The following is a 25,183-nucleotide window of genomic DNA, read 5'->3' as shown; positions in this document are numbered from 1 at the left end:
CATGGTTCAGAGGTTCATCGTTCTGCCACCTCTCCCGAATTAAAGCTAGGAGATTGTTCATGAAAGCACCCGTACGCGTAGCCGTCACCGGCGCCGCTGGCCAAATCAGCTATTCCCTGCTGTTCCGTATCGCTTCCGGCGATATGCTCGGTAAAGACCAGCCCGTTATCCTGCAGCTGCTCGAAATCACCCCCGCTCTGGAAGCCCTGAAGGGCGTTATCATGGAGCTGGAAGACTGCGCATTCCCGCTGGTTGCCGGCATCTCTGGTACCGACGACGCCAACGTGGCCTTCAAGGACGCCGATTACGCACTGCTGGTTGGTGCACGTCCGCGTGGTCCGGGCATGGAGCGTAAAGACCTGCTCGAAGCCAACGCAGCAATCTTCTCTGCCCAGGGCAAGGCCATCAACGACAATGCCAGCAAGGACATCAAGGTTCTGGTTGTCGGCAACCCGGCCAACACCAACGCCCTGATCGCCCAGCGCAATGCGCCGGACATCAACCCGCGTCAGTTTACTGCCATGACCCGTCTTGACCACAACCGTGGCATGGCGCAACTGGCCACCAAACTGGGCAAAACCGTCAACGACATCAAGAAGATGACCATCTGGGGTAACCACTCCTCCACCCAGTACCCTGACCTGCACCACTGCGAAGTGGACGGCAAGGTAGCGGTAGATCAGGTTGAGCAGGACTGGTACGAAGGCACCTACATTCCGGAAGTACAGCAGCGTGGCGCCGCCATCATCAAGGCCCGCGGTGCTTCTTCAGCCGCTTCCGCGGCGAACGCTGCTGTTGACCACATGCGCTCCTGGGCGCTGGGCACCGAAGAAGGCGACTGGGTTTCCATGGGCATCTACAGCGATGGCTCCTACGGTATCCAGGAAGGCCTGATCTACTCCTACCCCTGCACCTGCAAGGACGGCGACTGGACCATTGTTCAGGACCTGGAAGTCAACGACTTCTCCCGTGCTCGCATGCAGGCTACCGAGCAGGAACTGGCGGAAGAGCGTGATGCTGTTTCCCACCTGCTGCCGTAAGGCGTAGCGCAGAAACAAAGAAGGCCGATCATCTGATCGGCCTTTTTTTTGCCGCTTCGCGGCTGCATCACGCTTAACGCAACACGCGAAAACCGTAAAGCTATTCTTCCATCACTGGAAGTTTTCAAACTGCATCTGGGACTGCTCAGCCTGTTGTACGTACTGGGCATATTGCTGCAGGGTGATCGGCATCAACACGCCGAAGTAACCCACGAGCAACAGCAACAGCACCGCAAACGCTGCCTTCACACCACCGGAATTGGCCACTGGCGCTGCGCCGTAATCATTGCCGCCCTGGGAGCCTTTCTTGAAAATCAGGACCAGGCCAAGAATCAGGTTGGCCAGCGGCACCAGCATCAGCAGACTCATCCATCCGCTAAGGTTGATATCGTTGAGCCGGCGGACCATATAACCCCAGGTCATGATCAACATGCCCACGAAAGCGGCAAGGGCCACAGTGCTCAGCACAATGGCCACCATACCCATAGCCCCCTCTCCACCGCTGGCAAAGGCGGGCACCAAAATGGCTGCCACCACCCCCACCACCAGATAGAACAGCATGGTCAGCCCGGTGGCATAAACGAAGTAACGCATCCGGCCAATACGACCAGAGAGTGAAATAAATTTTGGTTGATAGGTTTCGTTACCGGCGACAGCAACATCGGCACCTGGTGCCTGGTAAGGCTGGTTCATGTTTCCCCCATAAATTACTGGAACGTAGATTAAGAATGAAAAAAGGTGGATCAGGAAGAATTGCGGCTGAAATCATCCATGGCCCGCAATAAATCACGGCGACTGATCTGGCCGACCAGTTTGCCTTCGTCCACCACCGGCAGCCGCCGGCGATGGTCCGCAAGGAAGATTTCTGCGGCATCAAGAATGGAGGTCTGCCCGGTCACGGTCTGTAGGTCCAGAGTCATGTATTCGCTTACCGGCCCAATCTCGGTGCCATGGTAGCTGGCTTCGAGCGCCCCCTTCAGGCAATCGGATTCGGAGAACATCCCCTTCAACTGGCCGTTCTCATCCACCACCGGCGCACCGGATATCTTGTGCTCCAGCAAAACACTGATGGCATCGTGAACCGACTGTTCAGGAGAAAGGGTAATGACACGGCGGCTCATGTAGTCCGCCACCAACATTGATTTGAGCATGACACTTCCTTGCCGATGAATGGGCACCGCCCACTATTCCTTTGCTCCTTTATAGCAGAAAACGCCTGTTAAACCAGTAAATTAGCCCGCATTTTGAAATTCCTGGACGGCTCACCCCAAGGTTCAGGCCTGACTAGTATTAAGGTACTAATCTGACAGGTGGTCATGGCACCCGGAAAATGTGTAGTGCTATTTTGTGAATATAACATTTCACTTACAAAACTTTACCTGGGGTGACGCATGGAATGCAGAGGTAATGATGACGTATCACGTACCTGGTTCAGGAGTGACCGCTTTTTCAATGAAGGTCCCGACTGGTACTTCAGCACGCGGGAAAATACGGTGGAGGGCCCATTCGCCAGCCGTACCGAGGCAGAGACTGGCTTGATGCTCTATTTGCGGGACATGCAGGCCATGGAGAGCTATGGGCTTCAGCCTGCCAGGATGCCGGATTGACCGGCATCCTGAAGCCGGAGGTTCAGATCAGCGCCTTGGGCGCACTGATAATGCCATTATTATCAGCATAGACGTACTCACCAGGCCGGAATGTGACTCCGCCAAACGCTATATCGATATTGAGCTGACCTTCATCGCGCCGCACTGACTTGATCGGCACACAACCCAGTGTCACTACGCCGATGTCCAGTTGGGCCAGCGCATCCACATCGCGACAGGCCCCATAGATAATTACCCCTTCCCAACCGTTCTTCACGGCATTCTCGGCAATCATGTCGCCGATCAGGGCATTGCGAAGACTGGCTCCACCATCCACAACCAAGACCTTGCCCTTGCCATCGGTGGCCAGGTGCTCTTTCACCCGACTATTGTCCTCAAAGCATTTAACAGTGACGATTTCGCCACCAAATGCTTTCCGGCCGCCATAACTGAACCAGTTGAATCCTGTCACCACCGATACGATATCAGCGTTGTCGTCACACAGGTCGCAGGTAACAAAAGACATATCTACTCCTTGGTGTTTTTCATCCGCCTTGGTGCGGATCCATCAACCGGACTTTGCCTGGCGTTCGTGCAACTTGCCCGAGTACACCAGGAAATCCCGATAACGCAGTTTGTAGAGGCCGGAATCCGGACCTTCAAGCGCCATCCCCACCATTCCCTCTGCCACCTTTTCGGCATCCACCGGCAGCCAGTGGGCATCGGTCCAGCGAGTCAGGGGTTCAATGACACGATTAAGCAGGTTACCCCAGTCTTCTGCCGGACGCTTGTCATCGCGCTGGCCGCGCAACAAGGATGGCTGCACCAGCACCAGCAAGGGTAATTCAAGCGCCTGCAGCGCCCTCTCCATCTGTCCTTTTACCCGCGAGTAAAAGAACGGAGAACGGGCATTGGCATTGATGGCAGAAACCACCAGAAATCGTTGCACGCCTACCCGCTTTGCCAGCTGGCCGGCGAGCACCACCAGATCATGATCCACATGACGAAAGGCCTGCCGCGAGCCAGCTTTCTTCATGGTGGTACCGAGGCAACAGAACACATCATCAACCTGGAAAAGGGCTTGACAGGATTCCATCTTTTCGAGATCGACCACCTGCCAATCCAGCTTGGGGTGAGACAGTGTCCCGTCACGGCGGGACAGCACGGTCACGCTTTCGTAGGCATCGTTATCCAGCAACTGCTGGAGGCATAACCGGCCGACCAGCCCGGTGGCCCCCAGCAACAAGGCTTTTCTTGGCATTATTCGTCCTCGTCATTCTCCGCGGGTTGCTCCGGCAGCCAGCGGCGTAATACGGTTTCCAGGGCATCCAGATGAACCGGTTTGGCCAGAAAGTCATCCATGCCGGCGGCAAGACAACGGGCCTGGACACCCTCTGCAGTGTTGGCCGTAATCGCCACCACCGGGGTCCTCTCTTGCGCACGGGTCTTTTCCAGCTCGCGCAGCTGTCGTGTCGCTTCGAAACCGTCCATCTCTGGCATCATGCAATCCATCAAAACCAGATCGAAGGGCTCTTGCTCCAGTAATGCCAGTGCCGTTTCGCCATTACTGACAGTCTTCACCTGATAGCCGAGCTTGCTCATCATGCCCCGGGTGACCAACTGATTGACTTCATTGTCCTCCACCAGCATGACGCGGAAGCGCTTGCGTCGCTGGCGTTCCTCCGGTGTCTGCATGGGTGCATCGCCCACCGGCACTTGCCGCTGCAACCCCATCATCCGGGACAGGGCCTGACGAATACTGGAGCGATGCGCGGGACGCACCAGCACCACCAGATCGTGCTTATCCACCATTTTCTGTATGGCCGGCAGACCCCGTTCTTCGATAGTCGCCATCAACACCAGTCGCACCGGCCGCAGCGAAGGATCCTCCATCACATTACGACACAGGTTCAGCGCCAGTTCCGGCCGCGAACAGGTATCCACAAACAACAGGTCAAAATCAGTTTGTTCGCGGTGGCCCGCCCGCAATGCCTGCAGCGCATGGTCATACCCTTCTGCAGAGGAGCACTGACAGTCCAGCGCCTCCAGTTCTTCCTGGAGGCAAGCCACGGTCCCTGCGGCCGCACCAACAACCACGGCCTGTGCCCCGTTCAGGGCTCGAATCAGCCCCTGGGCTTCGCGCATGTCCGGCTGCATCTGCACCGGTACCGTAAACCAGAAGGTAGAGCCTTCACCCGGGACACTTTCGGCACTGATATGACCGCCCATGGCATCCACAAGCCCTTTGCAGACCAGCAACCCAAAACCGGTGTGGTGGCTGCTGTAAGCGTCCTGCCCATCTTCGATGAAACGATCGAGAAACAGGTGGCGTATGGTTTCGGGGTCCATGCCGGAGCCTTGATCACTGACACGTACCCGCAGCACGCCTGACGCTTCGCTTTCCACGGTGAAATCCACATCAAGACGAATCTCGCCCCGGTCGCTGAACTTGATGGCGTTGCTGAACAGATTGTTGAGGATCTGCATCAGGCGGTCACGATCCCCCCGGATCCGCTTGGGCAGCATGCGGTCAATAACACAGGTAAGCTCAAGACCATTAGCTTGGGCCATGGGACCGAAGGCTTCCAGAGCCTGCTCAATGGCGCTGCGAAAATCGAAAAATTCAGAGTTCAGGGTCACCCGCCGTGACAGGATGCGCGAATAGTCCAGCACATCATCGATCAACGTCAGTAGCAGTTTCCCGCTACGTCCGGCGACCTGCATGTAATCCTTCTGCTCATCATTGAGACGGGTGTCTTCCAGCAGGGACATCATGCCCATCAGGGAATTCATGGGGGTGCGTAGTTCATGGGCCAGCCGATAGACCAGGCTGAGCTGGATTTCCGTATTGGTACGGGTGGGTTGCTGGGCCAATTCTGCCCGGCTGCGACGCTCCCGGGTGACCGCATGCCAGAAAGTTTCGTACTGGCCGCGATAGAGACGGAAAAGATAGAAGGCATAACTGCCGATAAGAATAGCGATCACCCAGTCATGCAAGGCGCCGGTGACCAGCAGTACCAGCAAGGTGGGCAGGAACATGAGCACAATATAGGCCTGTCGAACGCGCAGGCCTGCCATCCAGGATGACCCCAAGGCCGTGGTAACGCCCACGTTATAAAGCAGGATGGCGAAAAAATTGAACCCGGTGCCGACCTGCCAGGCCAGCCAGGCGGGAATCAGCCCCCAGAGTAATGCATGAAGGGAAAGCCCCACACCGAACAACTTGCGCCAGCGTGCAGGGCCTGCACCATAAAGCGCATCGAAGCGGGCAAACAACCAGAGCCGATAGGCCGTGACGACCAACACAGCGCCACCGCCGACCAGCGCCTCCAGTTCATGGCTTTGATACAGCTGCCCCCAGGCAAACACCAGGGCATAAACCAGCAGGGCCGCCAGGACTCCCATCAGAGAATTCTTGGCGGCCCCGTAGTCGACCTTTCTCAGTACTTTGCGATCTTTCTTGTACGTCACAGTGTCCGTTCCGTAGAACCGGTTATGTGGCGCTACGTTAGCACTGCTTTCCCGGGCTGGCTAGGCCCGGGCACTCTTGCGGCGGCGGTCCAGCGCCACCAGCAAGGGAACAAAAAAGAAGAAGTCCACGATCAATGCCATGGCAATGGTGATCGCTGACAACAGCCCCATGCTGGCGTTTGGGTAGAAATGGCTGGTCCCGATCACCGCAAAGTTTGCTACCAGCACAACGGAGGTGGCGACCAGTGCCACCCCGACGGTGCGCAGGGCATATTCCACCGCTTTTTCCGTATTGAGACCCAGCTCGCGTTTTGCGCGCACATACTTGCTCAAAAAGTGAACAGTATCATCTACCACGATCCCAAGCGTCATACACGCCACCACCGACACGGCCAATCCGATTTCACCATTGATCAATCCCCAAAGACCGAATGCCATGCCAGCGGGCAGCAGGTTTGGAATCAGTGACAACATGCCATAGCGGAAGGAACGCAGCGCCAGGATCAACAGCACCGAAACACTGATCAGTGCAATCAACGCCCCCGACAACATGCTCGTGATATTGCGCATGGTCACATGACCGAACAGCACATCCATGCCAGTGCCTTTGGCCTGCATGTAATCAGGCCAGTTCGCCGCCATCCAGTCTTCCACTTTCTGATTGAATTCCAGCACCGGACGCGAACCGATATTCTCCAGCATCACCACCAGACGTGCCTGGGACTTGTCGATATCCAACTGGTCTTCAAGACCAAGCCCCTGGGGCAGTGACAGCTCATAAAGCAAGGTGTACTGGGAAATCAGTTCCCGGGACTCGGGAATGCGGTAGTACGCGGGATCCCCACCATGCATGTCACGATTGAGTCGCTTGATCACATTGGTATAGGACGTGGCATAGACCACGTGTTCCTGCTGCTCCAGCCAGGTCACCAGTTTATCCAGGTTACGCAGATACTCTGGCTCCATGGCACCACCGGAATCCGCCGACGGCACGGCATAATCGATCCGGTGCATACCGGTGAGCTCGGCCATGGCAAAATCATTCACCCGCCTTACCTCGAAGGTTTCATCGAAGTATTCATTGAACACATCGTTGATGCGGTTCATACCGATACAGCCCATCAGCACCACCACCACCACGGACATACCCATCAGCCAGGCGCGGTAACGCCGTGTGATGTGTCTTCCCAGCGCGCCCATCATGGGAGAGAAATCCCGCTGTTTGCCCGGTTCGATCTTGTGGGGAATCATCATCACCAGGGCAGGCAACAGTACTACCGAGAAGAAGAACGCCAGCAGCACGCCAATCAGCACCACATTACCCAGCGCCCTGAACGGCTGTGATTCGGAGAAATTGAGGATGGCAAAGCCAATGGCAGTGGTCAGGCTGGTTAGCCAAACCGGCTGAATGTTGATACGCAGGCTTTCGATAATACTGGCGGCCTTTTCCTTGCCCTCCAGCCTTTCGTGCCGGTAACTGGCAAGGATATGCACCGAGTCCGCCACTGCCAGGGTAAGAATCATGGCCGGCGCCATGCCGACGATGGGAGAAAATTCGATGCCCAGCCACATGGCAACGCCCATGGCAGAAGCAATCGAAAAGTTGATGATGAACACGGTCACCACCACAAACATCACGCTACGCAGGATCAGCCACAAACACACCAGCATGATCACAAAAGCCAGCGGCAAGGTCGTGGACATGGATTGCTCGGTGGCTTCCGCAGACGCCTGGTTGAACACCACGGTACCGGTGACCATGAATTCAATGTCCGGGTAGCGCTGATTGTATTCCTGCGCCATTTCCCTTGCGGCAGCGGTAATCTCCGGCGCTTCAGTCTTCCCCTCCCCCATGGTTACGGTGGCGGCGATCCCGGCCACATGGCCCTCTTCAGACACCAAACGGCCCAGCAACGAGGGCTCGTTCACTGCGATCTCGCGGATCCGGGTCAGCTCCTGTTGGGAGAGCGTATCGGCATATTCCACCAACGGCGCCACATAAAGCTCATCCCCTTCCACTTCGGTGTGCTGAAAATTGGAGAGCGAATCCACCCGGGTGGCATGGGGCAACAGCCAGGCATCCTCGGTAAGGGATTCGATAGCAGTCAGGGTTTTATTGGTAAAGAGATCATCATCTTTGGGATGAATAACGAACAACACCACCTCATTGGCAGTGAAGCTGTCTTCCAGGGAAATGAAGCGTTTGAAATCCGGATTGTCTTCTGTAAAGAAGATACGAGGATCATTATTGTTCTGGAACTTGCTCAGCCCACTGGCCAACCCCACAGTCAGCGCAATACACCCCAGCAACACCCACACCGGATGAGCGACCACCCAGCGACTCCAAGCGTCTTTCATGCCTTCCCCTTGATTACCGATCACGCACTTCGCGCTTATATGCATACCTTGTTACAGGCCAAACAAGGCAATAAGTAGACTGAAGTCTATTCAGGGGTAAACAGCGTGTCACGGACCGATAAGGCCAAAAACCGGCAAAAACTTACTGCTTTACGATAACGTAAACTTCCCCTACCCTTCACCCATGAGCAAAAAGCAGACGTACAGCATTGGCGAGCTGGCGCGGGAATTTGATGTGACCACCCGGACCATTCGTTTCTACGAAGACCAGGGTCTGGTATCCCCCGGCCGCCGAGGACAGACGCGGGTTTATTCACCCGCCGACAGAGTCACCCTGAAACTGATCTTGCGGGGCAAGCGGCTGGGGTTCTCTCTGGCGGAATCCAGAGAACTGATAGGTATGTATCAGCCCCAGGGCGACAACCGCCACCAACTCCTGGCCTTGCAGGAAAAGATCCGCCAACGGCGCGAACAACTCGAACAACAATTACGGGATATCCATGCCCTCCAGCAAGAGCTGGATGACGCTGAACAGCGTTGCGTGGAATCACTCAAAGATCTGGAGACCAAGTAATGTTCAACAGCAGCTTCAATTTTGATCTGGATGAGACCCTGGTGGCCCTGCGTGACAGTGTGCGCCAGTTTGCCCAGAAGGAAATCGCCCCTATTGCTGCCGAGGTGGACCAGAGCAACCAGTTCCCCCTGGACATGTGGAAAAAACTGGGTGATCTGGGGGTGCTGGGTGTGACCGTGAGCGAAGAATATGGTGGCGCTGACATGGGTTACCTGGCTCACACCCTGGTCATGGAAGAGATTTCACGTGCGTCTGCATCCATTGGCCTCTCCTACGGCGCACACTCCAACCTGTGTGTTAACCAGATCTACCTGAACGGCACCGACGCCCAGAAAGACAAGTACCTCCCCAAGCTGGTCAGTGGCGACCACATTGGTGCCCTGGCCATGAGCGAGCCGGGAGCCGGTTCGGACGTGGTCAGCATGAGCCTTCGCGCTGATAAAAAAGGCGACCGGTACGTGCTCAACGGCAACAAGATGTGGATCACCAATGGTCCTGACGCCCATACCTACGTGATCTATGCCAAGACCGATACCTCCGCAGGCCCAAGAGGCATCACCGCTTTTATCGTCGAGCGGGATTTCCCTGGTTTCTCTCGTGCCCAGAAGCTGGACAAACTGGGCATGCGCGGCTCCAACACCTGTGAGCTGGTGTTCGAAGATTGTGAAGTCCCTGCCGAAAATATTCTCGGCAAGGAAAATGAAGGCGTAAAGGTGCTCATGAGTGGTCTGGACTACGAGCGCACCGTACTGTCCGGAGGCGCCACCGGAATCATGCAGGCCTGCATGGACGTGGTAGTTCCCTACGTGCATGAACGCAAGCAGTTCGGCCAGGCCATCGGTGAATTCCAACTCATGCAGGGCAAGCTGGCGGATATGTACGTGACCCTCAATGCCAGTCGCAGCTATCTCTACAACGTGGCCAAAGCCTGTGACCGTGGCGAAACCAATCGCAAGGATGCTGCCGGCGTGATTCTCTACTGCGCAGAGAATGCCACCCAGATGGCACTGGAAGCCATCCAGACCCTGGGCGGTAACGGCTACATCAACGAGTACCCCACTGGCCGCCTGCTTCGCGATGCCAAGCTCTACGAAATCGGCGCCGGCACCAGCGAAATCCGCCGCATGCTCATCGGCCGCGAGTTATTTAACGAGACGGCTTGACGCCAAACGCAGGATGCCCGACGAAAACCATGGGGCGTCAGACGCTAGGCGTCTGGCGTCCAGCGAGACATGCCATGCCGAAGATTAACAGTCAGATCAACCCGGCCAGTCCGGAATTTCAGGCCAACCGGAAACATAACCTGGGCCTGCGAGAACAACTTCAGGACAAACTCAATCATATTGCCCATGGTGGCGGTGAAGCGGCGGAGCAGCGCCTGCGAGAGCGCGGCAAATTGCCGGTGCGCGAGCGGATAAACCTGCTGCTGGATCCGGGCTCACCGTTTCTGGAAATCTCCGCCCTGGCAGCCGAAGGGGTTTATGGCGAGGACGTGCCTGCCGCTGGCTGTGTGGGAGGCATCGGCCACATCCAGGGGGTCGAGTGCATGATCGTTGCCAATGACCCTACCGTAAAAGGCGGCAGCTATTATCCGCTCACGGTAAAGAAACACCTGCGTGCCCAGGCCATCGCCGCCGAAAACCGTTTGCCCTGTGTTTATCTGGTGGACTCCGGTGGCGCCAACCTGCCTCGCCAGGATGAAGTCTTCCCGGACCGGGAACATTTCGGGCGCATCTTCTTCAACATGGCCAACATGTCCGCCCGTGGCATCCCGCAAATCAGTGTTGTGCTTGGCTCCTGCACCGCCGGCGGCGCCTATGTCCCTGCCATGGCCGACGAAGTCATCATGGTTAAAGAACAGGCCACCATCTTCCTGGCAGGCCCGCCACTGGTGAAGGCCGCCACCGGCGAAGTGGTCACCGCCGAGGAACTGGGTGGCGCCAACCTGCACTGTGAACAATCAGGTGTGGCGGACCATCTTGCAGACGATGAACCCCATGCACTGGCTTTGGCGCGTAATTGTATTGCCCATCTCAACTGGCACAAGCCAGACCAGGTTAATCGCCAATCAGTCACCCCCCCGGCTTACGACCCGCAGGAACTGTATGGGATCATCCCCACCACGACTCGCCAGCCCATGCCTGCACGGGAATTGATCGCCCGGATAGTGGATGGCTCTGAACTGGATGAGTTCAAGGCGCGCTACGGCACCACACTGGTCTGTGGCTTTGCCCATATTCATGGCTACCCGGTGGGCATCCTCGCCAACGATGGCGTGCTCTACTCCGAGTCCGCCCAGAAAGGCGCGCATTTCATCGAACTGTGCAACCAACGCAAGATACCGCTGCTGTTCCTGCAAAACATCACCGGCTTCATGGTTGGCAAGAAATACGAATCCGAAGGCATTGCCAAACACGGTGCCAAGATGGTCAACGCCGTTGCCTGTGCCACCGTACCCAAATTCACGGTGATCACCGGCGGGAGTTTTGGTGCCGGTAACTACGGCATGTGTGGCCGTGCCTACGATCCCCGCTTCATGTTCATGTGGCCAAACGCCCGTATCTCCGTGATGGGCGGCGAGCAGGCGGCCAGCGTACTGACACAGGTGAAACAGGCCTCACTGAAAAAGAAAGGCGAGCAATGGAGCGAGCAGGAGGCAGCACAATTTCAGTCTGACATGACGGCCCGGTATGAACAGATGGCGCAACCATTCTATGCCAGTGCAAGGCTCTGGGATGACGGCGTCATTGACCCGGCGGATACCCGGGATGTACTGGGCCTGGCCATTTCCGCCAGCCTGAACGCTCCCATTGAAGAAACACGTTATGGCGTGTTCAGGATGTAACCACGCCGGAAGCATGATGCCAGACGCCCGACGAAAAACAGGAATCAAAACATGAGCGTTACGACAACGATAGATGCCAAAGTGGCGCGCATTACGCTGGACAATCCGGACAAGAGAAATGCGTTTGATGACCGCATTATTGCTTCGCTGACCGAGGCATTTGAGACGGTTGGGAGTGATGACAGCGTTCGCGTGGTGGTGCTGCAGGCTGCCGGCAAACACTTTTCTGCTGGCGCGGATCTGAACTGGATGCGAGCCATGGGCAAGCTGGATGCCCGACAGAACCAGGATGATGCCCTGCGTCTTGCCCGCCTGATGCAGGGCATTGACCAGTGTCCGAAACCGGTAATTGCCCGGGTGCAGGGTGCCGCCTTTGGTGGCGCACTCGGCCTGATCTGCGCTGCTGACATGGCCGTAGCGGCTGACAACGCCCGCTTCTGTCTCAGTGAAGTGAAGCTCGGCATTATCCCGGCAGTGATCAGCCCCTATGTGGTGAGAGCTCTGGGGCCGCGCCAGGCCAACCGTTATTTCATGACGGCGGAAGTCATTCCCGCGCAACGAGCGATGCAACTGGGCATTGCCCATGAAGTGGTCCCCGAAGCGCAGCTGGACGAGAGCGTAGATCAGCTGGTCAGTGCCCTGCTCAGTGGTGGACCACAGGCACAGATCGAAGCGCGCAATCTGATCGAACGGGTCAAAACCGGTGCCATTGATCAGGCCATGCTCAACGACACCGCTGAACGCATCGCCCGCCTGCGCACCGGCAGCGAAGGCCAGGAGGGCTTGAGTGCCTTTCTGGAAAAACGAACACCGAACTGGAGGTAAGCAACAAGCGACAAGCTGCAAGCTACAACGCGAGTCCAGGTCTGTGCCCATGCCAGCATTTAAAGTCACGCGCCCATACCGCTTTGCGCGGGCAGCGAATGCAAAACATGACAAGCCGGCACGCCTTGTAGCTTGTAGCTTGCACTTGCAGCTTGAAGCTAAACCATGGCAAAGATAAAAAAACTCCTGATTGCCAACCGCGGGGAAATTGCCCGTCGTATTATTCGTACCTGCCGGCAGCAAGGCATAGCCACCGTGGCAGTGTACTCGGAGGTCGATGTCGCCCTGCCCCACGTGAAGGAAGCGGATCAAGCTATCTGCCTGGGCCCGGCACCGGCCCGGGAAAGCTATCTGGTGATTGACAAGATCATCGCTGCAGCCACTGAAACCGGCGCTGATGCCATCCATCCTGGTTATGGTTTTCTGTCCGAGAACACCGAACTAGCAGCCGCCTGTGAAAAAGCCGGCATCCGGTTTGTGGGCCCCAATGCACGCGCCATCGACGTCATGGGCGACAAAGCCGCGGCACGACAGCTGATGGCTGCCAACCAGGTACCGGTGTTGCCCGGATTCGATGAAGAAGGCGCCAGCGACGACGACCTGATCAAGGCCAGCTCGGCGGTGGGTTTTCCATTGCTTATCAAGGCCGTTGCTGGTGGCGGCGGCAAAGGCATGCGGGTGGTCAACAAGCCTGAAGAGTTCAATGAAGCACTGGCCTCTGCCCGCCGAGAAGCCCGCAGCGCCTTTGGCGATGACCGGGTTCTGCTTGAACGCTACCTGCCTGAAGCCCGTCATGTGGAAGTACAGGTATTCGCGGATAATCATGGCAACGCCGTGCACCTTTTCGAACGGGATTGCTCCGTGCAGCGCCGTCACCAGAAAATCATCGAGGAAGCACCGGCGCCGGGACTGGATGAGGCCACCCGGCACGCCTTTGGTGAAGCCGCAGTACAGGCAGCAAAGGCCATCGATTACCGCGGCGCCGGCACCGTTGAGTTTCTGTACGCACCGGCCAGCGGCGAGTTTTTCTTCATGGAGATGAATACACGTCTTCAGGTCGAACACCCGGTGACTGAGATGATCACAGGGGAAGATCTGGTCGCCTGGCAACTGGCCGTGGCCGCCGGTGAGCCCCTGCCTCGGGCGCAACATGACATTCACCGCCAGGGGCACGCCATGGAAGTGCGTCTCTATGCAGAAAACCCGGAACAGGGCTTTCTGCCCTCCTCGGGTCGCTTGCAGCATCTTCGCTGGCCCCATGAACGGGCCCGCGTGGATGCGGGTTACGAGGCCGGTGACCGGGTGGAAGAATACTACGACCCAATGATCGCCAAACTGATCTGTTACGGGGAAGACCGGGATGGCGCTCGCCAACAGCTGGTCACCGCGCTACAGGATTTGGAACTCAGTGGTATTCACCACAATGCCCCGTTTCTGTTGCGGGTGCTTGAAGACGACGCCTTTGCAAAGGCGGACCTGGACACCCGCCTGCTTGAGCATCGTCCTCACCTGATGGATGCCGCCCCCGTTGATCCTGCACTGCTGGCTCTGGCGGCCAGTCGTATTTTCCTGTCTGGGGAGGCAAATCGTACGGAGCACACGCCCTGGCAGACCCTGACCGGCTGGCGTCCGCTTGGACAGCGTTTCCAGCTCACACAGTTGCAGGTAGGGGAAGCCATTCTCACAGTGCGAGAACAGGACGGCGCAGCCAGTATCGACGAACAAACCCATTCTCTGCGGGTGACCATCAACGCCCATGAATTCCGGCTTCACTGGGGATCCTCTTCACTGCAGGGACGCTTCACCCAGCAGGATGCAGATACCCTGCTGCTATTCGTGAACGGTCTTGCCCACCGTGTTACCCGCAACCCCTCCCGGGAGAGCAGCGAGCAGAGCAATGACGGCGGCTTTGTGGCGCCCATGAGTGGCTCCATTGTGGCGCTGCATGTAGAGCCCGGCAGCAAGGTTGAAGCCGGTGATGCGGTGATTACACTGGAAGCCATGAAGATGGAGCACACCCTGCGCGCCACTGTCCGTGGCCAGGTGCATGACTTCCATGTTGCTGCAGGTGACAGCGTCAGCGAAGGCACCCTGCTGGTGGAATTCGAAGCAGACAGCGAAGTGTAAGTGGGCATTTCCAGCTTGAATGTCCGTCCTGCATAGAAATCAAACACCGTAGGGCGGAAATGGGCGAAAGCCCATTTCCGCCATAGACAGGAGTTCTCCATGGCGACCCCTCTTTGGCAGCCCGGCCCACAACAACAACACAGTCAGCTGGCCAGCTTCTGGCAGCAGGCCCGCGACAACAGCGGCCGTTCCCTGCCGGACTATAGCGCCTTGCATCGCTGGTCCACCGAGGACCCGCAGGCTTTCTGGCAACAGGTATGGGATTTTTGTGGCATTCAGGGTGAACCCGGCGCCACGGTGCTGGACCGGCAACCCAGTTTCCAGGATACCCGCTGGTTCCCAGAGGGACGCCTTAACTACGCGGAAAACCTGCTGCAGCGGGATGATCACCATCCCGCTCTGGTGAGTGTGCTGGAAGATGGCCGTCGTGAGGTCATCAGCTATGCCCAGTTACGCGTGGCGGCCGGCCAAGTGGCCGCCCAGCTGAAGGCGGCAGGCATCCAGCCTGGTGACCGGGTAGCCGGTTACATGCCCAATCGTATCGAAACCGTGATCGCGGCGCTGGGCGCGACCTGGATAGGGGCGGTCTGGTCTTCATGCTCACCAGACTTTGGGGTCTCTGGTGTGCTTGACCGGTTCGGCCAGATTGAACCCCGTGTGCTGGTAGCCTGTGATGGTTACCACTACAACGGCAAGTGGATCGACCTGGAACCGCGGATCAGTGAGTTGCATGCCTCTCTCAACCCGGAACTGCTGATCGTGGTGCCCGGCAAAGGGGACAGTAGCCGGGTCCAGAAGGCTCTGATCTGGCAGGCCTGGCTGGAAGCAGCCGGGCCCGCCCCGGCATTTGTCGCCCTGCCCTTTAATCACCCGTTGTTCATTCTTTATTCGTCAGGCACCACCGGCCAGCCCAAATGCATTGTTCACGGGGCCGGCGGCACCCTGCTGCAACAGACCAAAGAGCTCCAGCTCCATGGAGATGTCCGTAAAGATGACACCCTGTTCTATTTCACCACCTGCGGATGGATGATGTGGAATTGGCTGATCTGTGGCCTGCATACTGGCGCCACCCTGGTGCTCTATGATGGCAATCCCGGCTATCCCGATACAGCGCGGCTGTTCGACCTGATTGATGCGGAGGGCATCACCCATTTCGGCACCAGTGCCAAATTTATCCAGGCGGTGGAAAAGTCCGGGCTGAAACCGGCAGACAGTCACAACCTTGCGAGCCTGCGCGTCCTGTTTTCCACTGGCTCGCCCTTGCTCCATGAGAGCTATGATTTCCTCTATCAGCAGGTCAAGGAGGATCTGTTGGTCAGTTCCATTTCCGGCGGCACCGACATCATTTCCTGCTTTGCACTGGGTAACCCGCTAGTGCCGGTGTTTCGGGGTGAATTGCAGTGCCTTGGCCTGGGGATGGACGTGGACGTGTTTGATGACCAGGGCGCACCAGTGGCCACCGGAAAAGGCGAACTGGTCTGCCGGCAACCTTTCCCCTCCTGCCCGGTGAAATTCTGGAATGACCCCGACGGTAACCGGTTTCATAACGCTTATTTTTCGCGCTTTGACGGTATCTGGGCCCACGGTGATTATGCAGAGCGGGTCGCCCATGAACACCATGATGGACTGATCATCCATGGCCGCTCCGACGCTGTACTCAACCCCGGTGGCGTACGTATTGGCACTGCAGAGATCTACCGCCAGGTAGAGACCCTGCAGGAAATCCGCGAAGCCATCGTGGTGGGTCAGGAATGGCAAGGGGATGTTCGCGTGGTGCTGTTTGTGGTGCTGGCGGATAGCGAAAGTCTGACCGATGACCTGCAGGCCCGGATCCGCAAGGCCATCCGCCACGGTGCCAGCCCCCGCCATGTGCCGGCCGTGATTACCACCGTACCGGAAATCCCGCGTACGGTGAGCGGCAAGATTGTGGAGCTGGCCGTTCGCGAAGTGATTCATGGTCGCGAGGTAACCAACCGCAATGCCCTCGCCAATCCAGACGCGCTGAGTCACTTTGCCAACCGGAGTGAGCTTGGCGACTAGCGACAGTCTTCACAGTCATTGACGATCAGGCAGAAAGGCGCATCATGGGTTAAAACAGCAGTTTTGTGACCCAGAACACATGAAAATAACGACTACCTGGCGGTGCGCCCTTTTCCTCTGGCTCCTGGCCGTTCCATTTACCCTGCAGGCACAGATCATCACCCTCACCGGTGATGACTTCAAAGCGCTGCAAGGCAAACAGAGCGGGCTTTACTCGTTCTTCGCCGTCAGTGATGGAAAACTGCAACCGGTGCCTCATCAGTGGCTGCAATGGTCCGAAGAGGGTTACCCTTTCTTTGAAGAGGACAGCAGCACCACACTGTCCGGTGATCCGTTGCGCATCGACCCCGCAGACCGTCTGCTGCTGCGTTTTGAGGATGGCGGCGGCTCACTCACCGGTAATACCGCTGAACAGATCGTCGCCGAGCTCGCCGTGCAACAAGGCGATGAGACCCGCCTCTTCTATGTGGCCAAGAACGCCTACCTGCAAAGCACCGAACGCTATGTGCAGTTTGATCCGGACACGCTCACCATCAAGAGCACGGACTTCGCGCTCACCATGGCAGACAACAACCTGTTCAAGTGGAACAATTTTTATTTTCGCGGATTCGAAGGCAAGGGAGGCAAACCGCAAAGCATTCTTGACACCCTGAAATTGCGGCTCAGTGCCGGCGTGTTCGGCGAGAACAATCGCCTCACTCTCAACAACAATAATCTCGACCCCAAAGTCCAGGAGATCATCAGTGGGCCTCTGGCCACGCTGATTTACGCCTCAACCTCCGTGAAAGTCGCCCGTGTGCCCGTTCTGCGCATCGACAACTACTTTCTGGTGATGCCACGACAGTTCGAGATACACAGCCGATTTACCCTGCCTGGCCTGGCAGAATCGGTGCTGAAACGACCGGCGCTGGATATTTCGCTGGATGGCAATGATCTCTACAACAGCAAGCTGATGACCAGCTGGACCGGTAACAATGTGGCGATTACCGACGGCACTCTCTCCCGATCAGAACAAAAAATGCTCTCTATGCCGTTGCAAGGCGACAACTGGATCTGGTTTGGCACCGGCAGAGGCTTCGACTTGCTCGCGCAACTGGCCTTTGTCAAAGGGTTTGATACCCCAGTGCACCTGCTATACCAGGATGATGCGGAGCAGATCAATGAGCCAGAGCGGTTCCCCGGCCAGCTTCCCAACGTGGGGTTCTCGTTGAGCGATCTGCCGTTCGGGCAAGAGTTCTATTTCATTACGCGTCTTTACTACAGCAAGGATAGCGAGGGCCTTGGGCCGGGCCAGTATGCAGAAAGTACCCTGTCGCAACCGCGCGCCCAACTCTCCCCCCGATAACGGCGCTGTCTACCGCGATCATCCAATCACCAGAAAGGCACAAACCGAAACAGACAAAGACACAAAAAAAAGACCGTCGCTCAACACAGGTCATACTTTCTGTGTTGTTGAAATGAATACAAAAAGGCCTGCTTTGCAGGCCTTTTTTTGCTTACACCCGGGATTAATCACTCCGTGTAAGACGCTGATAAATATGATCCTTAAGTTGCAGACGCTGATGCTTGAGGGACTCCATCTCTGCATCTCCCAGTGGACTCTCCCGCATCTCCAGCCCCCGGATCTGCTTGTCGAGCTTGTCATGCTGCAGTACCTGTTCACGGAAGGCCGGATCCTCCCGGCTCAGGTGGTCGATCTTCTCGTGCAGGTCGGGAAATTCATGGTGAATGCTGTGATTTTCGCCCAACATGTTGTTGACTCCTGTCGGCTTGTTCCGGGGGTTGCCGGAGCATGCCAGCCCCACTCCGGGAACAAAAAGTATCCGGGGAAACCAGGACGCCGCAAGGCGTTACCCTGTCATCCCCTTGCCTCACTAAATCACCACAATTCCTGATTAGATTCAAACCGGGTTCGCCGTACCATTGATGAACATCAATCGCTACGCAGTCACCTGCTCTTCGGTGGTAGTCACTCTCCGCCCGGCAAGACCGGGGGCTCCATCAACCCGCACAGGGAGGCGTGCACGATGGCATTACCACACCTCATCACCCGGCTGGACAGGGAGTCCGGTATTCAGCAAGCCAGCCAGCAATGCACTCACCCTGATGCGGGTCTACTGGGGCCGGGTTCGGTCAGCTGGCAGATTCTGCGGGAATCCATCACGATCCTCGCCCAGGGACGCATTCTTGTGCTGGCATTGGCGCACAGCCGGCTGTCCCAACTGCTCGTCAATCAACACCATGCCATTCAACGGCTACAGCACAGTCAGCGTTATCTGATGAAAGTGATCTTCGGCAACCAGGAACAGGCGATGATGACACTGGCTGACCCTTCGCAACGCCGCAAGACCCTGTTTGACGTGCATGACAGCGACTCATTGCTCTATGCCATCAGCGCCTGGATGGATTCCAGCCTGGCGATCTATCGTACCGTTATCGGACCGCTGACTACGGCACTGGAGGAGCGGCTGTTCGAAGAGACCCAGTTGCTCGCCCGGGCGCTGGGTGTACCCGACCACCGATTGCCCGGCCATTGGCACGCCCATCGGCAGTGGTGGCAACAACAACTGGATACGCGGGATTCAGTGCATCCGCAACGCCGGGAACTGGGCCATTCATTGATCCGCCAACAGGGGTTCCCGGACCGGTTGCCCTATGGCAGCTTTGCCAACATCGCCAGCTTCACCGTGCCGGAGCCACTGGTGAACGCCTTTGATCTGAAGCCGGTCAACCTGGATACACACCGGCACTATCAACGCCAGATCCGTCGCCTGATGGAGCTCACCCGGCGGCTGCCGGAACCGCTGCGCTATCAACCGGTTTATCACGAAGCCAGACAACGGCTTCAAGGCCGCGCCCGTGCTGGCCTGGCGACCCGTCTGCTGAATCGCTGGTGGAGTGGAGAAGCTGAACTGGTGAGCAGTGGCTGGTCCCTTCCCAAGGGCGATCGTCATCCCGGTATGACGCTTTAAGCGCTAGGGAACCTCTGAATAACTCCTTGCATGCTCAGCGTGGCCTGAAGCGTGCAGCTGTTGTGTCTTGTCTCGATGGTCAGGGTGATTCCCTTTCCGAGAGGCAAGGCGCAGCAGATGTGCGCTTCAGGCCGCGCCTTTATGCCTGAACGGGTGCTCTCGGGTCTTCCAGGCTGGCCCGCTCTCGTTGTTGCGCTTCCTTTGAAGGTGAAGAGCCGATGGATGGACATACACCTTCAAAAGCGCGCCCCTCTTTACCTTTGCCGAGGGGGCGAACCAGCCTGAAAGACTGAGTACGCAAGGAGTTATTCAGAGGTTCCCTAGAGCCACAACGAGCTGCAAAGACCAAACCCATAGCAGCGGGTTATCGCAACTCGTGTCTCGCTGTTTTCGGTCCCGAGACAGGATCGTTAACGAAAGCCGCGATGCTCCTTGATCATTTCGTAGGCCTTACTGATCTCCGCGGTCTTTTCCGTGGCCAACCGAATCATCTCGTCAGGCACGCCCCGGGCAGACAGTTTGTCCGGGTGATGTTCGCTCATCAGCTTTCGATAGGCCTTCTTGATCTCCTGATTGGACGCAGACTCACTAACCCCAAGGACCTGGAAGGCCTGTGAAAGTGAAGGTCTGGACGGACCAGCCGTACGCTGTTGGTGTCCACCGGCGCCAGCCCCGGTGCTGAACTGGGCCTGGGCCAGCAACATGTTGAGAATCTGGCGAAATTGCTGGGGCGGTACCCCAAGGCCCTCGGCAACCTTGAGCAGAATCGCCTCCTCTTCCTTGTGCAAGGTGCCGTCTGCCAGCGCGATCTGCAGCAGAATTTCCAGAAACACCAGGATTAGCTGTTTGCGATGCCGCACCGAGGCCGCAAACCGCTGGATGGTCGCCTCCAGGGGGAAATCTGCCGCTTTGCCTTCATTGAAAAGCCCGATGGCCGCCTTGCGTTGCTCATCATCAAGCTGCATGCGGTCCATCACCGCCCGGGCCTGGGCAATCTCGTCCTCACTGACGCGGCCATCGGCCTTGGCCAGATGCCCCATTACAGCAAATACCGTGTCAAACAGGGCCTTGTGAACCGATGCCTGCTCTCCGGGACCATAGGGACGGAAGGGATTGAAGCTGCGCACCTGCTCTGCCCCCCGGTCCAGCATGTGGCCGATCAACAGACCGATACCCAGTCCGACAGGCCCACCTACCAACATACCCAGCAGGCCCAGAATGATCTTGCCACCCCAATTGAATTGCATTGCGAATCCGTTACCTTGAATGAATGTCAGCCGCAGGCGATACAGTGCATCAGCGGCGTGTGAGCCAGCCCAGGCTGGAAAGCGTATCGACTTGCGGGCGATATTCCGCACTCACCCAGCCGTCGTAGTCCAGTGTGTCGATATGGCGAAACAGGTTCTCGAAGCAGATTTCCCCTGTGCCCGGCTCATGGCGGCCCGGGTTATCGGCAAACTGGATATGTCCTATATGGGGACACAATCGTGAAAGGGAACGGCACAGGTCCCCTTCCATGATCTGCATGTGGTAAATATCGAATTGGAGGCGAATATTCTCACGCCCGGCAGCCTCTATCGCGGCCACGGCAGCGTCGGAACGGTCCACAAGAAACCCGGGCATGTCCACTCGGGAATTGATCGCCTCCAGCGTCAGTGTAATGCCCTCTGGTGCCAGGATATCGGCGGCAAACCGGAGATTGCTGACCAGCGTTTCGAAAGCAACCGCATCAGGCACGGTGTCCGGTTTCAGGCCGGCAAGACAGTTGATTCTCGTACAACGTAACTGGCGAGCATACGCCAACGCCTCGAATACCCCTTCATGGAATTCCTCAACCCGGTCCGGCAGACAGGCAATGCCACGCTCCCCCTTCTCCCAATCACCGGGTGGCAGGTTGAAAAGCACCTGCTGCAGATCGTGTTCAATCAACTGTGCGTCCAGCTCGGCCTCATTCCAGGCATAGGGAAACAGAAACTCCACGCCCTTGAAGCCCGCTTTGGACGCCGCCGCGAACCTGTCCATAAAAGGCAGCTCCGTAAACAGCATGGACAGGTTGGCTGCAAAACGGGGCATCACAGGTCCTCGTGGTCGGTTATGGCGCTCTCCAGTTCGACGCCATTGAGGCGCTCCAGTTCCAGCAACAGGCCGCTGTGGTCCACTTCCCCATGGCCACTGGCCAGCAAACCACGGTATTGCTCGAAGACCCGTTGACTCAGCGGCAGGCTCAGACCTTCGGCCCGTGCTTCATCCAGAATCATTCGCAGATCCTTGAGCTGGATCCGCGCAGGGGCCCCCGGAGTGAAATTACGCTGCAACATACGTTCCCCGTGTTGTTCGAGAATCTTGCTACCGGCAAAGCCACCCAGCAGGGCTTCACGCACCCTGTCGGGCCGGGCTCCGCCCCGGGCTGCCAGTAACAGGGCTTCGGATACCGCTCCAATGGTGATGCCCACAATGGCCTGATTGGCGAGCTTGGCCAGCTGGCCACTCCCCACCGGTCCGATATGGGTCGCCTTGCCCATGGCCTCGAATACCGCCCGAGCCCGATCGAATGCGGCCTCTTCTCCCCCAGCCATGATCGACAAAGTGCCTGATTCAGCCCCTCTTGTACCGCCGGATACCGGCGCATCCAGATAGTCGCCTCCCAGGTTTTTCACCTGGCTGGCATGCTGGCGGGCCTGGCCGGGCTGGATGGAGCTCATATCGATCACCAGTGCACCCCTGGCAAGGTGACTGAGGGCACCGCTGCCATAAAGCACCTGATCCACAATGTCGCCATTCTCCAGCATGGTGATCACCACATCGGCACCAGCGACGGCCTGAGCGGGAGAGCTGGCGATATGGGCCCGCCCGGAGAAAGGATCCATCTTCGTTGCAGTGCGATTCCAAAGGGAGAGATCGAAACCGGCCTTCAGCAGACGCTCCACCATGGGCGCCCCCATCAGGCCGACACCGAGGAAACAGAGAGAGAGAGGTGATGACATGGCAGTGGGTCCTGCTCCGCACGGGTTCAACAAAACAGCAACGGCAGGACCATGTCAGCCCTGCCGTCGGGTGCAGGAATTAAATCATTCCGCCATTACCTGTGTCGATGCTTGCCTCTCAGCCTGAGTGGCGTTGGCCTCGCATCCACAGTACGCAACCCAGCATGACCGCAATGACCTGGGCGGCCACCCCCTGCATAGTGGGATACAGCCCCAACCAGTCGATGGTAGGCACATTCAGGTAGAAAGCACTGATTACGCCGGCTTCTTGCAAGGCGGCAATGCCTTTGCCAAGCAGAATCACCGACAGCACCAGCAGCACGATGCTGGTGGTACGGAAAAACAGGCTGAGCGGGAGCTTCATGCCAATACGGAAAAACAGCACACAGACCACGGCAAGGGCCGCCACGGCGGCGGCAATACCGTAAAAAAGAAACGGCTTGGTCTGTACCGTAACCTGGCTCCACAGCGCCTGATAGAACAGGATGGTTTCAAAGATTTCCCGATACACCGAAATAAACGACACAAAGGTCAACGCCCACACCGTTCCCTTGCCCAGCGCATCATCCACCTTGCTGCGGATATAGCCCAGCCATTTCTGGCTGTTGCTGTTGCTGTGCATCCAGAAGCCCACATAAAACAGGATCAGCGCAGCCACAACCCCCGCAATCCCTTCCGTCATTTCCCGGGAAGCACCACTGAATGTCACCAGGGTGCTGGCCACATACCAGGTCAGGCCACCGGCCACCAGCGCGGCGATCCACCCCAGGTGCACATGACGCGTTGCCTGACGGGCATTGGCCTTGCGGGTAAAGGTGAGCAAGGCCGCCACCACCAGCAAGGCTTCCAGACCTTCGCGGAACAGAATGAAGAAACTGGCTGACAGCGTGGCAACCGGACTCAACCCGTCCCCCTCCAGAACGGCCGCAGCCTGATCAAGGGCTTGATGGGCTTGCGCCACAGCTCGGGAAACCGCTTCAGCACCGTGATCACGGTCAATGGCCTCTCTCACCGCCATAAAGCGCGCCTCAGCCTGGCGCATCAACTCAGGATCCACGGCAGCAATTTGCTGCTCAATCATTTCAAACCCGTCCAGATACGCAGACAGGGCAGCGGATCTTGCAGCACCTCTCTCACCCTGCTGATAAGCACTATCGGCGGCGTCCAACCGGGCATGGCTCAGCGACACGAATCGGTTCTTGCTGAACAGCACATCAGGGTTGGCTCGCAGATAGCCCAGGGCGGCATAGGCCTGGGAACCGCTGTTATCGAGCACATCCTCCGGTGCCTGTGCCACCAGGCTATCCAGTGTCAGCGCGGCTTCAAGACCGGGTACGGACTGGTAAGCGTGCTCACCGGCCTCAGACAGCTCATCGTCCACAGCCATCCCTCCCACATAGAACGCCAGGCCCCAGCGCTGTTGCTCGGTTAGCTGTGATTCATAGGCCGCCATGCCGGTGCCATCCACACCCTGTGTGATCGTGGTAAACAGGCCCAGCAATGAGCGGCCGTTATAACGAGTCCGCTCGGTAAAGTCTGTCGGTGCAGGCTCAAGCGCCACACCGGCAGGCCCGTCACCGGCTCCGTTCTGGCCATGACAGGCTGCACATTGTGCCTGATAAAGGCTGGCAGCCGCCGCCCTGTCCGGAGACTGGGCCGGACTCACCGGAATGCCATACACCTCAACCAGCGATGCCCGAATGGACTGCGCCAGTGACTTGATCACCGACACTGCGGCACGCTGGCTAACCGCCTGCTTCAGGCTCTCCGCCTGTGACGTCAACCGGGCTTTGCCGTTGGCGTCAGGCAGGCCAGCGACCCCTTCCACCAGCAACGCGGAGAACTCTTCCATCTCGGCAAATTCAGCGGCACTGACAATCTCACCCTCTGACACCGCATTGACGTAATCCGCACCCACGTATTCCACCAGCTGAACCAGGGCGGTCTGCTCATTGGCATTGGCGGACTGGATGGAGCAAAAAAGAAGAATCAGGGCGAAAAAAAGGCGCCCTTGGAGGGAAAGTGACAACATGGGAAATCCAATCGGGTACTGATAAGGCGACTCATTATCATTTTGACCACCCTGCCCTGCAAGGCCAAAACCTTGTCCCAGGACAACTTTCCCGCAGTTAAGGCGCCAGACAGGTTCTGAATAACGCCTTGCATGCCCATTGTTTCAAGTTCATCGCGCAATTGCGGGAAGTTGCTCCTACGGCATGGGTCGTGCTGCGAGCTATTCCCTCAAATCCGCAATGAACCTTCTTTCAGGCTGATTCACCCCCGCGGCCAAGGTAAAGAGGGGGGGGCTTTTGAAGGCATGCGGGTTGCCTGTTGAGGCTCATACCTTCAAGCACAGGCAAC

The 25,183-nt window shown here is 57.6% G+C and carries 21 protein-coding genes; 10 read left to right on the top strand and 11 right to left on the bottom strand.

Annotation, left to right across the window (positions count from 1 at the left end):
- Nucleotides 1-59: 59 nt before the first annotated feature.
- Entirely contained in the window at nt 60-1,040 is a 981-nt protein-coding gene (locus HF945_RS07200) for a malate dehydrogenase (RefSeq protein WP_290525067.1), read from the top strand.
- Nucleotides 1,041-1,151: 111 nt separating this feature from the next.
- On the opposite strand, the gene HF945_RS07195 is transcribed toward HF945_RS07200, so the two are convergent.
- Both HF945_RS07195 and HF945_RS07190 read right to left on the bottom strand, forming a co-directional pair.
- On the bottom strand, nt 1,152-1,733 hold the full coding sequence (locus HF945_RS07195) for a DUF805 domain-containing protein (protein WP_290525066.1): 582 nt from the start codon (nt 1,731-1,733) through the stop codon (nt 1,152-1,154).
- Between the two features lie 50 nt (nt 1,734-1,783).
- Entirely contained in the window at nt 1,784-2,191 is a 408-nt protein-coding gene (locus HF945_RS07190) for a CBS domain-containing protein (RefSeq protein WP_290525065.1), read from the bottom strand.
- A 240-nt stretch (nt 2,192-2,431) separates the two neighbouring features.
- Between HF945_RS07190 and HF945_RS07185 the strand changes: the two genes are divergently transcribed.
- A complete protein-coding gene (locus HF945_RS07185; RefSeq protein WP_290525064.1) occupies nt 2,432-2,647 on the top strand; it encodes a DUF6316 family protein in 216 nt (71 codons plus the stop codon).
- 22 nt (nt 2,648-2,669) lie between these two features.
- Here the strand turns inward: HF945_RS07185 and rraA are convergent, their stop codons facing one another.
- Genes rraA through HF945_RS07165 form a run of 4 tightly spaced genes read right to left on the bottom strand, consistent with a single transcriptional unit; the run spans nt 2,670 to nt 8,455 of the window.
- Nucleotides 2,670-3,152: a ribonuclease E activity regulator RraA gene (gene rraA / locus HF945_RS07180; protein ID WP_290525063.1), complete on the bottom strand. Its 483-nt coding sequence runs from the start codon at nt 3,150-3,152 to the stop codon at nt 2,670-2,672.
- Between the two features lie 42 nt (nt 3,153-3,194).
- Nucleotides 3,195-3,887, bottom strand: a complete 693-nt coding sequence (locus tag HF945_RS07175; RefSeq protein WP_290525062.1) for an NAD(P)H-binding protein — start codon at nt 3,885-3,887, stop codon at nt 3,195-3,197.
- Nucleotides 3,887-6,097 carry a response regulator gene (locus tag HF945_RS07170; RefSeq protein WP_290525061.1) on the bottom strand — a complete coding sequence of 737 codons (2,211 nt, stop codon included), beginning with the start codon at nt 6,095-6,097 and terminating at the stop codon, nt 3,887-3,889. Before HF945_RS07170 ends, HF945_RS07175 begins: the two co-directional genes overlap by 1 nt.
- A gap of 60 nt (nt 6,098-6,157) precedes the next feature.
- Nucleotides 6,158-8,455 (bottom strand): MMPL family transporter, encoded by a 2,298-nt coding sequence (locus HF945_RS07165; RefSeq protein WP_290525060.1) that lies wholly within the window; start codon nt 8,453-8,455, stop codon nt 6,158-6,160.
- 184 nt (nt 8,456-8,639) lie between these two features.
- Between HF945_RS07165 and HF945_RS07160 the strand changes: the two genes are divergently transcribed.
- The 7 genes from HF945_RS07160 (at nt 8,640) to HF945_RS07130 (ending at nt 18,211) form a co-directional block, all read left to right on the top strand.
- Nucleotides 8,640-9,029: a MerR family DNA-binding transcriptional regulator gene (locus tag HF945_RS07160; RefSeq protein WP_290525059.1), complete on the top strand. Its 390-nt coding sequence runs from the start codon at nt 8,640-8,642 to the stop codon at nt 9,027-9,029.
- Nucleotides 9,029-10,192, top strand: coding sequence for an isovaleryl-CoA dehydrogenase (locus HF945_RS07155; protein ID WP_290525058.1), 1,164 nt, complete (start codon nt 9,029-9,031; stop codon nt 10,190-10,192). The genes HF945_RS07160 and HF945_RS07155 overlap by 1 nt, the downstream gene beginning before the upstream one ends.
- A gap of 74 nt (nt 10,193-10,266) precedes the next feature.
- Nucleotides 10,267-11,874, top strand: coding sequence for a carboxyl transferase domain-containing protein (locus HF945_RS07150; RefSeq protein ID WP_290525057.1), 1,608 nt, complete (start codon nt 10,267-10,269; stop codon nt 11,872-11,874).
- 51 nt (nt 11,875-11,925) lie between these two features.
- A complete protein-coding gene (locus HF945_RS07145; RefSeq protein ID WP_290525056.1) occupies nt 11,926-12,699 on the top strand; it encodes an enoyl-CoA hydratase/isomerase family protein in 774 nt (257 codons plus the stop codon).
- A 165-nt stretch (nt 12,700-12,864) separates the two neighbouring features.
- Nucleotides 12,865-14,826, top strand: coding sequence for a biotin carboxylase N-terminal domain-containing protein (locus HF945_RS07140; RefSeq protein ID WP_290525055.1), 1,962 nt, complete (start codon nt 12,865-12,867; stop codon nt 14,824-14,826).
- Nucleotides 14,827-14,925: 99 nt separating this feature from the next.
- Nucleotides 14,926-16,866 carry an acetoacetate--CoA ligase gene (locus HF945_RS07135; RefSeq protein ID WP_290525054.1) on the top strand — a complete coding sequence of 647 codons (1,941 nt, stop codon included), beginning with the start codon at nt 14,926-14,928 and terminating at the stop codon, nt 16,864-16,866.
- Nucleotides 16,867-16,945: 79 nt separating this feature from the next.
- Nucleotides 16,946-18,211: a hypothetical protein gene (locus HF945_RS07130; RefSeq protein WP_290525053.1), complete on the top strand. Its 1,266-nt coding sequence runs from the start codon at nt 16,946-16,948 to the stop codon at nt 18,209-18,211.
- Between the two features lie 163 nt (nt 18,212-18,374).
- Here the strand turns inward: HF945_RS07130 and HF945_RS07125 are convergent, their stop codons facing one another.
- Nucleotides 18,375-18,617 carry a DUF465 domain-containing protein gene (locus HF945_RS07125; RefSeq protein WP_290525052.1) on the bottom strand — a complete coding sequence of 81 codons (243 nt, stop codon included), beginning with the start codon at nt 18,615-18,617 and terminating at the stop codon, nt 18,375-18,377.
- 276 nt (nt 18,618-18,893) lie between these two features.
- Here HF945_RS07125 and HF945_RS07120 point away from each other — a divergent pair, with 276 nt between their 5' ends.
- Nucleotides 18,894-19,838, top strand: coding sequence for an oxygenase MpaB family protein (locus tag HF945_RS07120; protein ID WP_290525051.1), 945 nt, complete (start codon nt 18,894-18,896; stop codon nt 19,836-19,838).
- Nucleotides 19,839-20,248: 410 nt separating this feature from the next.
- Here the strand turns inward: HF945_RS07120 and djlA are convergent, their stop codons facing one another.
- From djlA to HF945_RS07100, 4 genes are all read right to left on the bottom strand, one after another.
- Complete coding sequence (gene djlA / locus HF945_RS07115; protein ID WP_290525050.1) at nt 20,249-21,085, bottom strand: co-chaperone DjlA; 837 nt, start codon at nt 21,083-21,085, stop codon at nt 20,249-20,251.
- 49 nt (nt 21,086-21,134) lie between these two features.
- Entirely contained in the window at nt 21,135-21,911 is a 777-nt protein-coding gene (gene hyi, locus HF945_RS07110; RefSeq protein ID WP_290525049.1) for a hydroxypyruvate isomerase, read from the bottom strand.
- The gene (locus tag HF945_RS07105) at nt 21,911-22,822 is read right to left on the bottom strand and encodes an NAD(P)-dependent oxidoreductase (RefSeq protein ID WP_290525048.1); all 912 of its coding nucleotides are present in this window, start codon (nt 22,820-22,822) and stop codon (nt 21,911-21,913) included. Before HF945_RS07105 ends, hyi begins: the two co-directional genes overlap by 1 nt.
- 118 nt (nt 22,823-22,940) lie before the next feature.
- Complete coding sequence (locus tag HF945_RS07100; protein ID WP_290525047.1) at nt 22,941-24,854, bottom strand: cytochrome c/FTR1 family iron permease; 1,914 nt, start codon at nt 24,852-24,854, stop codon at nt 22,941-22,943.
- Between the last annotated feature and the right edge of the window lie 329 nt (nt 24,855-25,183).

The organism is Alcanivorax sp. (assembly GCF_017794965.1).
GTDB lineage: Bacteria > Pseudomonadota > Gammaproteobacteria > Pseudomonadales > Alcanivoracaceae > Alcanivorax.
The sequence above is the reverse complement of the archived record's forward strand: the minus strand, read 5'-3'. Positions and strand labels throughout refer to the sequence as shown.